The following is a 15,055-nucleotide window of genomic DNA, read 5'->3' on the forward strand; positions in this document are numbered from 1 at the left end:
CATGATAAAAGGAAAAAATGTAATTTTGACTGCTCAAGATATTGTCGTGGAATTTGATGTTCGTGACAAGATTTTGACAGCTATTCGAGGTGTCTCCATCGATTTGATTGAGGGAGAGGTCCTCGCCTTAGTTGGGGAGTCAGGCTCAGGTAAATCGGTTTTGACAAAAACATTCACAGGAATGTTGGAAGAAAATGGTCGTATTGCACAAGGTAGTATTAATTACCGTGGACAAGATTTGACAACCTTATCTTCTCATAAAGAATGGGAAAGTATTCGTGGTGCGAAGATTGCAACTATCTTCCAAGATCCGATGACCAGTCTAGACCCAATCAAGACAATCGGAAGTCAAATCACAGAAGTTATTGTTAAACACCAAGGTAAGACTGCTCAAGAAGCTAAAGAGATGGCTATTGACTATATGAATAAAGTTGGTATTCCAGATTCTGAGAAACGTTTTGACGAGTATCCTTTCCAATATTCTGGGGGAATGCGTCAACGTATTGTTATTGCGATTGCTCTTGCCTGTCGTCCAGACATTCTTATCTGTGATGAGCCAACAACAGCTCTTGACGTGACCATTCAGGCACAGATTATTGATTTGTTGAAGTCACTTCAACACGAATACCACTTTACAACAATCTTTATCACCCACGACCTAGGTGTAGTAGCAAGTATCGCTGATAAAGTTGCGGTTATGTATGCTGGTGAAATCGTCGAGTATGGTACTGTTGAAGAAATCTTCTACGACCCACGTCATCCATATACATGGAGCCTCTTGTCGAGCTTGCCTCAACTTGCGGATGACAAAGGTGAATTGTACTCAATCCCTGGAACACCTCCATCGCTTTATACTGAATTGAAGGGAGACGCTTTTGCTCTTCGTTCAGATTATGCTATGAAGATTGACTTTGAGGAAAAAGCACCTCAGTTTGCAGTATCTGATACTCATTGGGCTAAGACATGGTTGCTTCATGAACAAGCTCCAAAAGTTGAAAAACCATCGGTGATTGCAGATTTACACGACAAGATTCGTGAAAAGATGGGCTTTACACATCTTGAGGACTAGGAGGAAGGAAATGTCTGAAAAATTAGTAGAAATTAAAGACTTAGAAATTTCCTTCGGTGAAGGAAGCAAAAAGTTTGTCGCTGTTAAAAATGCGAACTTCTTTATCAACAAAGGAGAAACTTTCTCACTTGTTGGAGAGTCTGGTAGTGGTAAGACAACAATTGGTCGTGCTATTATCGGTCTTAATGATACTAGCAAAGGTGATATCATCTTTGAAGGTAAAAAAATTAATGGTAAAAAATCACGTGAACAAGCTTCGGAATTAATCCGTCGTATCCAAATGATTTTCCAGGACCCTGCTGCAAGTTTGAATGAACGTGCAACAGTTGATTATATCATTTCTGAAGGTCTTTATAACTACCATTTATTTAAAGATGAAGAAGAAAGAAAAGAAAAAGTTCAAAATATCATTCGTGAAGTGGGACTTTTGGCTGAACACTTGACACGTTACCCACATGAGTTTTCAGGTGGACAACGTCAACGTATCGGGATTGCCCGTGCCTTGGTTATGCAACCTGACTTCGTTATTGCGGATGAGCCAATTTCAGCCTTGGACGTTTCAGTACGTGCCCAAGTTTTGAACTTGCTCAAGAAATTCCAAAAAGAATTAGGATTGACTTATCTCTTTATCGCCCACGATTTGTCAGTAGTTCGTTTCATCTCTGATCGTATCGCGGTAATTTATAAGGGTGTTATTGTTGAAGTGGCTGAAACTGAAGAATTATTTAACAATCCAGTTCATCCATATACGCAAGCACTTCTATCAGCTGTTCCTATTCCAGACCCAATCTTGGAACGTAAAAAAGTTTTGAAAGTCTATGATCCAGATCAACATGACTATGAAACTGATAAACCTTCTATGGTAGAAATTCGTCAAGGTCACTATGTTTGGGCAAACCAAGCTGAGTTGGAACGCTATAAAAAAGATTTGAAATAAGAAAGAGTTTTGTAATCTTGATAGAACAATTCTATTAAGATTATGAAGCTTTTTTATTTTTGTAAAAAACTAGTTTAAAGATAGACAACTAAATACCCGAGAACATGCTAATACTCAATGAAAATCAAAGAGCAAACTAGGAAGCTAGCCGCAGGTTGCTCAAAGCACGGCTTTGAGGTTGCAGATAAAGCTGACGTAGTTTGAATTTGATTTTCGAAGAGTATAAGATTAGTCTTCAATGACAATTGGATGAGAGATCAAAGGAGCTGTTTTCTTTGAAAGAGTATTGAATCTATACAGAATGGAATGAATAAAACTACTTTCAGATAAGCTTTTATGAATCTTCAAAATTAAAATCACTTTCTATTTAAAAATCCATCTTGCAAAGCCTACCTATATGTGCTAGAGTTATGGTAACGGTTACAAAATTAAGGAGGGTTTTATGAGAAATCCAGCATTAGTAGAAGAAATGAAAACATACCAAGGAAGGGATGAAGTTCCTCATGATTTTGATGCTTTTTGGGATGGGGAGATTGATAAGGTTTCGGTCTTGCCAGATTATCAACTAGAGGAACGTGATTTTCATATTCCAAATGTGAAGTGTTATGAGTTAAGCTTTAAAGGTACCCGTGATGGCCTTGTATATGCGCGTATAGTCTTACCAAAATCAGAAAAGAAAGTACCTGTCATTTTCCACTTCCATGGCTATATGGGACGTTGCTGGGATTGGACAGATATGCTAGCCTTTACAGTAGCTGGTTATGGTGTCGTATCGATGGATGTTCGTGGACAATCTGGATACTCACAAGATGGCCTGCGCTCACCTCTCGGAAATACAGTTAAGGGCCAAATCATTCGTGGTGCAGTAGAAGGAAAAGAGCAACTCTTCTATAAAGATGTCTATCTAGATATCTATCAGTTGATTGAAATTGTCGCTAGTTTCCCACAAGTGGATGAGGGGCAATTAGCAAGCTATGGAGCTTCTCAAGGAGGGGCACTAGCTCTAGTGGCTGCGGGGTTAAATCCACGTATCAAACGTACAGTTGCTATTTATCCATTCTTATCAGACTTTAGACGAGTGCTAGAGATTGGAAATACCAGCGAAGCCTATGATGAGCTCTTTCGTTACTTTAAGTTCCATGATCCATTCCATGAGACAGAAGAGCAGATTATGGAGACGCTCGCTTATATCGATGTAAAAAATCTTGCCCATCGCATTAAGGGGGAAGTTCGAATGATTACTGGGCTTGATGATGATGTCTGCTATCCAATCACCCAGTTTGCTATTTACAACCGTCTGACTTGTGAAAAGAGTTATCGTATCATGCCTGAATACGCTCATGAGGCCATGAATGTTCATGTCAATGATCAAGTTTACAATTGGTTGTGTGGTAGTGAGATCCCCTTTACATATCTTGGTCACTAAAAATTGAAAAAAAGCTCTGTAGTTTCGAATGAACTACAGGCTTTTCTTTATGTGACCCAGATAATGAGAAAGTAGTTTCAGGCAGTTTGAAACTTCTAAATATCTTTGAAAGTAGAATCTATTATAGATTATAAAGTCTAAAATTTAGAATATTTATTATATAATATGATTAAGATAAAATTTGAAAGGAGTATAGCTAGTTGCGAATCTTTTAACTTGGAATTTATAAAAGAGCAACAGCATTTCATTTACAAAGAATGGCAATTTCATTCAATAATACAGTTTCTTATTTGCAGCTAGTCTGAAAGGCTAAAAATTTTAAGCAAAAAAGAAAGCGCTTTATTTTTAAAAAAATAACGGAAGGGAACACATGAAACAGAGAGATTTTGATAGAAAACAGAGATATGGAATTCGGAAATTTGCAGTTGGAGCGGCTTCAGTAGTGATTGGAGCGGTTGTTTTTGGTGCTGCCCCTGCTTTGGCTCAAGAGGCTCCATCAACGAATGGTGAAACAGCGGGGCAATCTTTGCCAGAATTGCCTAAGGAAGTAGAGACAGGAAATCTGACGAATCTCGATAAGGAACTTGCAGACAAATTGGCAACGGCAACAGATAAGGGCACAGAAGTGAGCCGTGAAGAGTTGCAAGCAAACCCAGGGTCTGAAAAACCAACAGAAACAGAAGCATCAAACGAAACTCCAGCTACAGAGAGTGAAGACGAGGAAGTTGGAAACATTCCCCGTGACTTTTATGCAAGAGAGTTGGAAAATGCCAATACTGTTATAGAGAAAGAAGATGTTGAAACCAATCCTTCAAACGGTCAAAGAGTTGACATGAAGGAGGAGCTCGACAAGCTTAAAAAACTTCAAAATGCGACCATTCATATGGAGTTTAAGCCAGATGCATCTGCTCCACGTTTTTACAACCTCTTCTCAGTTTCTAGTGATACCAAAGTAAATGAGTATTTCACTATGGCCATCCTTGATAACACAGCTATCGTTGAAGGTCGTGATGCAAATGGAAACCAATTCTATGGTGATTATAAAACTGCTCCTTTGAAGATTAAGCCAGGTGAGTGGAACTCTGTAACCTTTACAGTTGAAAGACCAAATGCAGACCAACCAAAAGGTCAAGTTCGTGTCTATGTGAATGGTGTCTTGTCGCGTACAAGTCCTCAGTCTGGTCGTTTCATTCAAGATATGCCAGATGTCAACCATGTACAAATCGGTACAACAAAACGCACAGGCAAAAACTTCTGGGGTGCCAATCTTAAAGTCCGTAATCTAACGGTTTATGACCGTGCTCTTTCTCAAGAAGAAGTTAAAAAACGTAGCCAACTTTTTGAAAGAGGAGAGTTGGAGAAGAAACTTCCTGAAGGAGCAGAAGTTACTGATAAACTGGATGTTTTTGAAGGTGGTGAGAACCGCAAGCCAAATAAAGATGGTATCGCAAGCTACCGCATTCCAGCCTTGCTGAAAACTGATAAGGGAACCTTAATTGCTGGTGCAGATGAGAGACGCTTGCATCACTCTGACTGGGGCGACATCGGTATGGTTGTTCGTCGTAGTGATGATAAGGGCAAAACATGGGGAGATAGAATTGTCATCTCAAATCCTCGTGATAATGAGAATGCCAGAAGAGCTCATGCGGGATCACCAGTCAACATTGACATGGCCCTAGTCCAAGATCCGAAAACTAAGCGAATCTTCTCTATTTTTGATATGTTCGTAGAAGGTGAAGCTGTCAGAGATTTACCAGGAAAAGCACCACAAGCCTATGAGCAAATTGGTGACAAGGTTTACCAAGTTCTGTACAAAAAAGGTGAAGCAGGACGTTATACAATCCGTGAAAAAGGTGAAGTCTTTGACCCTGAAAATAGAAAGACAGAATACCGTGTTGTAGTTGATCCTAAGAAACCAGCCTATAGTGATAAGGGTGATTTGTATAAAGGTGAAGAACTGATTGGTAATGTCTACTTCGATTATAGCGACAAGAATATCTTTAGAGTTTCAAACACCAACTATCTCTGGATGTCTTATAGTGATGACGATGGTAAAACTTGGTCTGCACCAAAAGATATTACATACGGTATTCGTAAGGACTGGATGCACTTCTTAGGTACTGGACCTGGTACAGGTATTGCCTTGCATTCAGGACCTCATAAAGGGCGTCTGGTTATCCCAGCCTACACAACAAACAACGTATCCTACCTAAGTGGATCCCAGTCTTCACGCGTTATTTATTCAGATGATCATGGTGAAACTTGGCACGCTGGTGAAGCTGTCAATGATAACCGCCCAGTAGGCAACCAAACAATTCACTCTTCAACTATGAATAATCCAGGTGCTCAAAATACTGAGTCCACTGTTGTTCAGTTGAATAATGGAGACCTCAAACTCTTCATGCGTGGATTGACAGGAGATTTGCAGGTTGCAACAAGTAAAGATGGCGGAGCGACTTGGGAAAAAGATGTAAAACGCTATTCAGATGTCAAAGATGTCTACGTTCAAATGTCTGCCATTCATACGGTACAAGATGGTAAGGAATATATCATCCTCAGTAATGCAGGTGGGCCAGGACGTTACAATGGTCTGGTGCACTTAGCGCGTGTGGAAGCCAATGGAGACCTAACTTGGCTCAAGCACAATCCAATTCAAAGTGGCAAATTTGCCTATAACTCATTGCAAGATCTTGGAAATGGTGAATTTGGCTTGCTTTATGAGCATGCAACTGCCACTCAAAATGAATACACCTTGTCTTATAAGAAATTCAACTGGGATTTCTTAAGCAAGGATAGAATTGCTCCAACAAAAGCAACTGTAAAAAATGCTGTGGAGATGAGCAAAAATGTCATTGCTCTAGAATTTGATTCTGAAGTATTGGTGAATCAACCACCAGTTCTTAAATTGGCAAATGGTAATTTTGCGACTTTCTTGACGCAATACGATACAAAAACATTGCTTTTCGCAGTTAACAAGGAAGATATTGGTCAAGAAATTACCGAAATCATTGATGGTGCAATTGAGAGCATGCATAATTTGCCTGTAAGTTTTGAAGGTGCAGGAGTCCCTGGTGGTAAAAATGGAGCAAAAGCAGAAATCCATGAAGTCCCAGAATTTACAGGTGCAGTCAATGGTGAAGGTACAGTTCATGAGGATCCAGCCTTTGAAGGTGGCGTCAACGGTGAGGAAGCAGACGTTCATGATGTACCAGCCTTTGAAGGTGGTGTGAACGGCGAAGAAGCCGCAGTTCATGAAGTTCCAGAAATAGAGGTTAAAGAAAATCCACCAGGAACTATTAACGAAGTTCCAGCCTTCGAAGGTGGGGTTAATGGTGCGGAAGCCGCCATTCATGAGATTTCGGAATTTGAAGGCGGTGTGAACGGCGAAGAAGCCGTGGTTCATGAAGTTCCAGAAGGTAGTCTAGTAGAAAGCTCAAAAGGGGAATCTGTCATTCATGACGTTCCAGCCTTCGAAGGTGGCGTCAATGGTGAGGAGGCAACTACATCAGAAATTCCAGAGTACACAGGTGGCGTGAATGGAGTAGAATCCGCTAAGTTAGAAACCCCAGAGTACACAGGTGGCGTGAATGGATTAGAGGCTGCTAAGTTAGAGGTTCCAGAATATACAGGTGGTGTTAATGGAGTGGAGGCCACTAAGTTAGAAGTTCCAGAGTACACAGGTGGTGTCAATGCAGTGGAATCCGCTAAGTTAGAAGCACCAGAGTATACAGGTGGTGTCAATGCGGTAGAATCTGCTAAGTTAGAAGTTCCAGAATACACAGGTGGCGTCAATGCAGTGGAATCCGCTAAGTTAGAGGTGCCAGAATACACAGGTGGCGTCAATGCAGTAGAATCTGCTAAGTTAGAAGTTCCAGAGTATACAGGTGGCGTGAATGGAGTAGAGGCAGCTAAGTTAGAAATTCCAGAGTATACAGGTGGCGTCAATGGAGTAGAGGCAGCTAAGTTAGAGGTGCCAGAATATACAGGCGGTGTCAATGGGCTAGAAGCTGCTATCCATGAGGTCTCAGAGTATAAGGGAGAACAGTCAATTGTGGTTCAAGCTATGGCACAAGATAAAACTTATCAAGCCCCTGCTGCTCATCAGCAACTTCTTCCTGAAACAGGAAGTGAAGATCTTGCTCCTCTTGCCTCTCTAGGATTTGTAGGCATGCTCCTAGGTATGTTTGCCATGGGCAAGAAAAAAGAAGATCAATGAAATAGTTAAAACCAACGAAATTCATAGAGAAATTTGATCTTATATTAGAAAGGGTCGTGACTAGAACCAGTTACGGCCTTTTTGATCTAGATAAATCAGGAGTCAAATAGTTAATACTCTTCGAAAATCAAATTCAAACCACGTCAGCTTCGCCTTACCGTATATGTGTTACTGACTTCGTCAGTTCTATCCACAACCTCAAAACGGTGTTTTGAGCAACCTGCGGCTAGCTTCCTAGTTTGCTCTTTGATTTTCATTGAGTATAAGTTTGAGATAAAGTTCATTAAAAAACGATTCAACTGCAATTTTATGTTAGAAAAATCCAAAGCATCCGAAAGTAGTTTTAAATGTCCAATTTTATATTTCTAAAACCGAAAGTAAAATCTGTTCTATATTCATCTATCTTAAAATAGAGAAATTTATTATATAATGAGAATAAGATAAAATTTGAAAGGAGTAGGAGACTCTAGTTAACGATGGGTCGTTAAGTGAGAGAAAATTTGAAAGAGCGAGTGTAACCATTCGTGAAAAAGTAATTTTTGTCATTTAGTCAGATGACTAAAAATTTTAATCAAAAAAGAAAGCGCTTTATTTTTAAAAATGAAAGGAAGAAAGATGAAGCATAATCAGTTGGATAGAAAACAACGATACGGAATTCGCAAATTTACAGTAGGAGCCGCTTCAGTAGTGATTGGAGCAGTTGTTTTTGGTGCATCGCCAGTATTGGCACAAGAAGCAACAGCTACCAATAAGGAAACGACAGAACTAGGAGTAGAGAAGGATCAGGCAGAAAAAGCAGTAGATACTGAAAAGAGTGCGACAGAGTCTAATGGGGTAGATACAGTCACACATACATCTACAGAAGCACATACTGGAACAGAGACAACTGCAACAGCAGAAACGGCAGAAGCAACTAGAGAAACCGAAAAAGATCCAGCTTCACTTCCACGTGATTACTATGCTAGAGAGTTGGAAAATGTCAATACTGTTCTTGAAAAGGAAGATGTAGAGACTAATGCTGCAAATAGCAATAGAATTGATCTGACAGAGCAATTGGACAAACTGAAACAGCTTCAAAATGCGACCATTCATATGGAGTTCAAACCAGATACTTCCGCACCAGCATTTTACAACCTTTTCTCAGTCTCAAGTGATACGGTTCGAAATGAATATTTCACCATGGCTGTTTATAACAACGTTGCCTTGACTGAGGGGCGCGATCAAAACGGCGACCAATTTTATGATAGATACACAGACGCACCATTAACAGTCAAACCAGGTCAGTGGAACTCAGTAACCTTTACAGTTGAAAGACCAAGTGCAGATTCTCCAGATGGACAAGTTCGTCTCTATGTAAATGGAGTCTTGTCACGAACAAGTAAGAAATCAGGACGCTTTATCAAAGATATGCCTGATGTAAATCATATGCAAATTGGTTCCACAAATCGTGCGGGAAGTATGGTTTGGGGGGCGGGCTTACAAGTTCGTAATCTAACTGTTTACGATCGTGCCTTGAGTCCAGAAGAAGTTCAAAATCGTAGCTACCTCTTTGAAAGATCCGAATTAGAGAAAAAGCTTCCAGAAGGAGCTGAGATAACAGATAAAAAGGATGTCTTTGAAGCTGGTAAAAATGGGCAGTCAAATCCAGATGGTATTAATAGCTATCGTATTCCAGCCCTCCTTAAGACTGACAAAGGAACTTTGATTGCTGGAGCTGACGAACGTCGTTTGCACCACTATGACTGGGGCGATATCGGTATGGTCGTCAAACGAAGTGAAGATCAGGGTCACACATGGGGCGATCGTATCACACTTACGAATCTACGCGACAATCCAAAAGCTACTGATCCATCTGTTGGTTCACCAGTAAATATCGATATGGTTTTAGCCCAAGATACTGAAACCAAACGCATTTTTTCAGTCTATGATATGTTCCCAGAAGGAAAAGGTATCTTTGGAATGTCAGCTGAAAAAGAGGAAGCTTATAAAGAAATTGATGGAAAAACCTACCAAATTCTCTACCGTAAAGGAGAAAATGGAGCCTATACCATTCGTGAAAATGGCCTTGTCTACACACCAGATGGTCAGGCAACGGATTACCGTGTTGTTGTAAATCCAGTCAAGCCGGCTTATAGCGATAAAGGCGACCTTTATCAGGGTGAGCAACTGCTAGGAAATATCTACTTTACAAGCAATAAAACCTCTCCATTTAGAATTGCTAAAGACAGCTATCTCTGGATGTCTTATAGTGATGATGACGGTAAGACTTGGTCTGCACCACAAGATATTACCCCAATGGTCAAAGCTGATTGGATGAAATTCTTAGGTGTGGGACCTGGAGTGGGCATTACCCTCCAGAATGGACCTCATAAAGGTCGAATCGTTGTTCCTGTTTATACGACAAACCGTACTAACCACCTCAATGGTTCTCAATCATCTCGTATTATCTACTCAGATGACCATGGTAAGACTTGGCATATGGGTGGCGGTGTCAATGATAACCGTACACTTTATGATGGTACAGTAGTTGATTCAAGCAACATGAACAATTACTATGCTCAAAATACAGAAGCTTCTGTTGTTCAGCTGAACAATGGTCAGTTGAAACTCTTTATGCGTGGTTTGACAGGTGATTTGCAGGTTGCGACAAGTAATGATGGTGGTATTACATGGGACAACTATGTAGCGCGCTATGATGTACCAGATGTCTATGTTCAAATGGCGGCAACTCATACGGTTCAAGATGGTAAAGAGTACATCCTTCTAGCAAATGCTAATGGCCCAGGTCGTAAGAATGGTTACATTCGAGTAGCTCGCGTAGAAGAAGATGGCGAGTTGACTTGGCTGCATCATCATTTGATTCAAGAAGGGGAGTATGCCTATAACTCACTTCAACAAATCGGACCAAAAGAATTTGGTCTCTTGTACGAACATCATGAAGCTGGAGGCAATCCTTATACTCTATCCTTCAAGAAATTCAACTGGGATTTCCTAACGAAGGAAAGAATTTCTCCTAAAGAAGCCAAAGTTAAAAATGTTATTGAAAAATGGCCAGGAATTCTTGCAGTAGAGTTTGATTCAGAAGTTTTGGTTAACAAAATCCCAACACTTCAGTTGGCAAATGGTAGAAAAGTAAACTTCATGACCCAGTACGATACTAAGACTCTTCTATTTACAATAGACAAGTCAGATCTTGGTCAGAAGATAACTGGACTTGCTTCTGGAGCTATCGAGAGTATGCACAACCTTCCAGTGAGTCTTGAAGGAGCAGGTATTCCTGGAGCTGCCAACGGTAGTGAAGCTGCTGTTAACGAAGTACCAGAATTCACAGGTGGTGTTAATGGTGTAGAAGCTGCGACTGCTGAACAACCAGAATTTACAGGTGGAGTCAATGGTGTAGAAGCTGCGACTGCTGAACTTCCAGAATTCACAGGTGGAGTCAATGGTGTAGAAGCAGCAGTTCATGAACAACCAGAATTTACAGGTAGTGTGAACGCAGTAGAAGCAGCAAAAGCAGAATCTCCAGAATTTACAGGGGGAGTCAATGGCAGTGAAGCAGCTGTACATGAAGTCCCAGCATTCACAGGCAGTGTGAAGAATGACGTCGCGTCAATAGAAAAACCAGGATTTGTAGGCGATGCCAAAGGTTCAGAAGTAGCGAGCCCTAAAAATCCAGATCACAAAGATCAGCAGTCTATTGTATCTCAGGCTATGGCACAAGATAAGACCTATCAAGCACCTGCAGTTGGTCAAGATGTTCTTCCTAAGACAGGAAGTAAAGATGCCACTGCCCTTGCATCAGTAGGGCTTGTGGGGATGCTCCTTGGTATGTTTGCTTTGGGGAAGAGAAAAGAAGATTAGTCAAATAGTTGAAAGTGAAGATTTCCTTAGTGAAACTAAATCTTAGTTAGAAAGGGTCGTAACGAAAATTTGTTACGGCCTTTTTCTTTCATGTTTGCGAGAAAAAAGGTCTGGTTTTAAGATTTAAGAGGTGTTGGGATAGATTTTATGTGCCTGAAACTACTTTCAGAAGAAACTGTCGCATAAAATTGTTTTGAAACTCCAATCTATTCTAGCACAAGTTATTGAAAGCGCTTTAATAATAAGCTATAATAGTCACATAAACACAAAGGAAAAGAAAAGGAGGAAAGTAGATGCCACAAATTAGTAAAGAAGCCTTGATTGAACAAATCAAAGATGGAATCATCGTTTCTTGTCAGGCACTTCCTCATGAACCGCTCTACACAGAAGCGGGAGGAGTTATCCCCTTGTTGGTGAAAGCAGCTGAACAAGGTGGCGCAGTCGGTATCCGAGCAAACAGTGTTCGAGATATTAAGGAGATTAAAGAGGTCACTAAACTTCCGATTATAGGAATTATTAAACGTGATTATCCACCACAGGAACCATTCATCACAGCGACTATGAGAGAGGTAGATGAACTAGCAGCTCTTGATATCGAAGTCATTGCTCTTGACTGTACCAAACGTGAACGTCATGATGGTTTAGAGATCCAAGAATTTATCCGCCAAATCAAAGAAAAATATCCAAATCAACTCTTGATGGCTGACACAAGTACCTTTGAGGAAGGTCTAACAGCAGTTGAAGCGGGAATTGACTTTGTCGGAACAACCTTGTCAGGTTACACATCTTACAGTCCAAAAGTGGACGGTCCAGACTTTGAACTCATCAAGAAACTCTGCGATGCAGGGGTGGACGTCATCGCTGAAGGAAAAATTCACACACCAGAACAAGCTAAGCAAATCCTAGGTTACGGGGTGCGAGGTATCGTAGTTGGTGGCGCTATTACTAGACCAAAAGAGATCACGGAACGATTTGTTGCGGGTCTTAAATAACACAATATAAAAAACGAGGAGAGTGGTTGATTAGTAGGAAAAAATGAAAACGTATACAAAGTCCACATTACTCATTATCCGATTCGGATACGCTTATCATCATTTAGGAGAATACAAATGAAATTTAAAAAACTAGCTTGTACAGTACTTGCGGGTGCTGCGGTTCTATCTCTTGCTGCTTGTGGCAAATCAGATGCAAACAAAGATGCGGCTAGCTCAGGTAGTGACAGTGGAAAAACTGAAATCACTTGGTGGGCATTCCCAGTCTTTACTCAAGAAAAAACTGGCGATGGTGTAGGAACTTATGAAAAATCTATCATCGAAGCTTTTGAAAAAGCAAATCCAGATGTTAAAGTTAAACTAGAAACAATCGACTTCAAATCTGGACCTGAAAAGATCACTACAGCAATCGAAGCTGGAACTGCGCCAGACGTACTCTTTGACGCACCAGGACGTATCATCCAATACGGTAAAAATGGTAAATTGGCTGACTTGAACGACCTCTTTACAGATGAATTTGTGAAAGATGTCAATAACGAAAACATCATCCAAGCAAGTAAAGCTGGTGATAAAGCTTACATGTATCCAATCAGTTCTGCACCATTCTACATGGCTATGAACAAGAAAATGTTGGAAGATGCAGGAGTTGCAAACCTTGTAAAAGAAGGTTGGACAACTGATGATTTTGAAAAAGTTTTGAAAGCGCTTAAAGATAAAGGGTATACACCAGGTTCATTGTTCAGTTCAGGTCAAGGGGGAGACCAAGGAACACGTGCCTTCATCGCTAACCTTTATGGCGGTTCTGTAACTGACAAAGATGTAACTAAATACACAACTGATGATCCTAAATTCGTTAAAGGTCTTGAAAAAGCATCAAGCTGGATCAAAGATGGTTTGTTGAACAACGGTTCACAATTTGACGGTGGAGCAGACATCCAAAACTTTGCAAATGGTCAAACTTCTTACACAATCCTTTGGGCGCCAGCTCAAAATGGCATCCAAGCTAAACTTTTGGAATCAAGTAAAGTTGAAGTGGTAGAAGTACCATTCCCATCTGATTCAGGTAAACCAGCTCTTGAATACCTTGTAAATGGATTTGCAGTATTTAACAACAAAGACGAAAAGAAAGTCGCAGCAGCTAAGAAATTCATCCAATTCATCGCAGATGACAAAGAATGGGGTCCTAAAGACGTAGTTCGTACAGGCGCATTCCCAGTTCGTACTTCATTTGGAAAACTTTATGATGACAAACGTATGGAAACAATCGGTAGCTGGACTCAATACTACTCACCATACTACAACACAATCGACGGTTTTGCTGAAATGAGAACACTTTGGTTCCCAATGTTGCAAGCTGTATCAAATGGTGACGAACAACCTGCTGCAGCATTGAAAGCATTCACTGAAAAAGCGAATGAAACAATCAAAAAAGCAGCTAAATAATAAGCCCTAAATAAAAACTGAGTTCCCCCCCTTTTCCCTGAGCATATCTGTGTATGAAAAGGGGGACTTTTGTTTGAAATAGAAGCAACTGACAGGTCAAAATTAAAATGAAGTTTTTACATTGACGAATCTTAGAAAAATTTCATTTTGATTTTAGATCAGGGTCAGATAACAGTCAAAAAAACAAAACTATGTGAAAGTGAGGTGCCGACTGTGAAAATCAATAAAATTCGCATGCGGGAAACTATTATTTCCTACGCATTCCTAGCACCAGTATTAATCTTCTTTACCGTCTTCGTTTTAGCTCCAATGATCATGGGCTTCATCACAAGTTTCTTTAACTACTCGATGACTAGCTTTGAGTTTGTTGGCTTGGACAACTACATTCGTATGTTTAAAGACCCTGTCTTTACAAAATCTTTGATTAATACCGTAATCTTGGTTATCGGGTCTGTACCAGTCGTTGTACTCTTCTCGCTCTTTGTAGCATCACAAACTTACCAACAAAATGCTATTGCTAGATCCTTCTACCGTTTCGTATTCTTCCTTCCTGTAGTAACAGGTAGTGTTGCCGTAACAGTAGTATGGAAATGGATCTACGATCCACTATCAGGTATTTTGAACTTCGTACTTAAGTCAAGCCATATCATCAGCCAAAACATTTCTTGGTTGGGAGATAAAAACTGGGCTTTGATGGCGATTATGATTATTCTCTTGACAACATCAGTTGGTCAACCAATCATTCTTTACATCGCTGCAATGGGTAATATTGATAATTCACTTGTAGAAGCAGCGCGTGTTGACGGTGCGACTGAATTTCAAGTATTCTGGAAGATTAAATGGCCAAGCCTCCTTCCAACAACACTTTATATCGCAATCATTACAACCATTAACTCATTCCAATGTTTCGCCTTGATTCAATTGTTGACATCTGGTGGTCCAAACTACTCAACAAGTACACTTATGTACTACCTCTACGAAAAAGCCTTCCAATTGACTGAATATGGCTATGCCAATACTATTGGTGTATTCTTGGCAGTTATGATTGCCCTTGTCAGCTTCGCTCAATTCAAGATCCTCGGAAATGATGTAGAATATTAAGGAAAGGAGA

At 40.3% G+C, this 15,055-nt stretch carries 8 protein-coding genes; all 8 read left to right on the forward strand.

What is annotated here, in order from left to right; translation table 11 throughout:
- The first annotated feature begins 1 nt into the window (after window position 1).
- The 8 genes from ADH90_RS02100 to ADH90_RS02140 all read left to right on the forward strand — a co-directional run bounded on the left by ADH90_RS02100 (window position 2) and on the right by ADH90_RS02140 (window position 15,045).
- Window positions 2-1,069: an ABC transporter ATP-binding protein gene (locus ADH90_RS02100; RefSeq protein WP_049502740.1), complete on the forward strand. Its 1,068-nt coding sequence runs from the start codon at window positions 2-4 to the stop codon at window positions 1,067-1,069.
- Window positions 1,070-1,079: 10 nt separating this feature from the next.
- Window positions 1,080-2,006 carry an ATP-binding cassette domain-containing protein gene (locus ADH90_RS02105; protein ID WP_049529751.1) on the forward strand — a complete coding sequence of 309 codons (927 nt, stop codon included), beginning with the start codon at window positions 1,080-1,082 and terminating at the stop codon, window positions 2,004-2,006.
- Between the two features lie 442 nt (window positions 2,007-2,448).
- Entirely contained in the window at window positions 2,449-3,432 is a 984-nt protein-coding gene (locus ADH90_RS02110; RefSeq protein ID WP_049529752.1) for an acetylxylan esterase, read from the forward strand.
- Window positions 3,433-3,802: 370 nt separating this feature from the next.
- Window positions 3,803-7,648, forward strand: coding sequence for an SIALI-17 repeat-containing surface protein (locus tag ADH90_RS02115; RefSeq protein ID WP_049529753.1), 3,846 nt, complete (start codon window positions 3,803-3,805; stop codon window positions 7,646-7,648).
- A gap of 615 nt (window positions 7,649-8,263) precedes the next feature.
- On the forward strand, window positions 8,264-11,509 hold the full coding sequence (locus ADH90_RS02125) for an SIALI-17 repeat-containing surface protein (RefSeq protein WP_049529754.1): 3,246 nt from the start codon (window positions 8,264-8,266) through the stop codon (window positions 11,507-11,509).
- A gap of 293 nt (window positions 11,510-11,802) precedes the next feature.
- Window positions 11,803-12,501, forward strand: a complete 699-nt coding sequence (locus tag ADH90_RS02130) for an N-acetylmannosamine-6-phosphate 2-epimerase (protein WP_001135656.1) — start codon at window positions 11,803-11,805, stop codon at window positions 12,499-12,501.
- Window positions 12,502-12,618: 117 nt separating this feature from the next.
- A complete protein-coding gene (locus ADH90_RS02135) occupies window positions 12,619-13,944 on the forward strand; it encodes an ABC transporter substrate-binding protein (protein WP_049529755.1) in 1,326 nt (441 codons plus the stop codon).
- A 234-nt stretch (window positions 13,945-14,178) separates the two neighbouring features.
- A complete protein-coding gene (locus ADH90_RS02140) occupies window positions 14,179-15,045 on the forward strand; it encodes a carbohydrate ABC transporter permease (protein WP_075227343.1) in 867 nt (288 codons plus the stop codon).
- The last annotated feature ends 10 nt before the right edge of the window (window positions 15,046-15,055 follow it).

It is taken from the genome of Streptococcus pseudopneumoniae (assembly GCF_001073085.1).
GTDB classification, from domain to species: Bacteria; Bacillota; Bacilli; order Lactobacillales; family Streptococcaceae; genus Streptococcus; species Streptococcus pseudopneumoniae_M.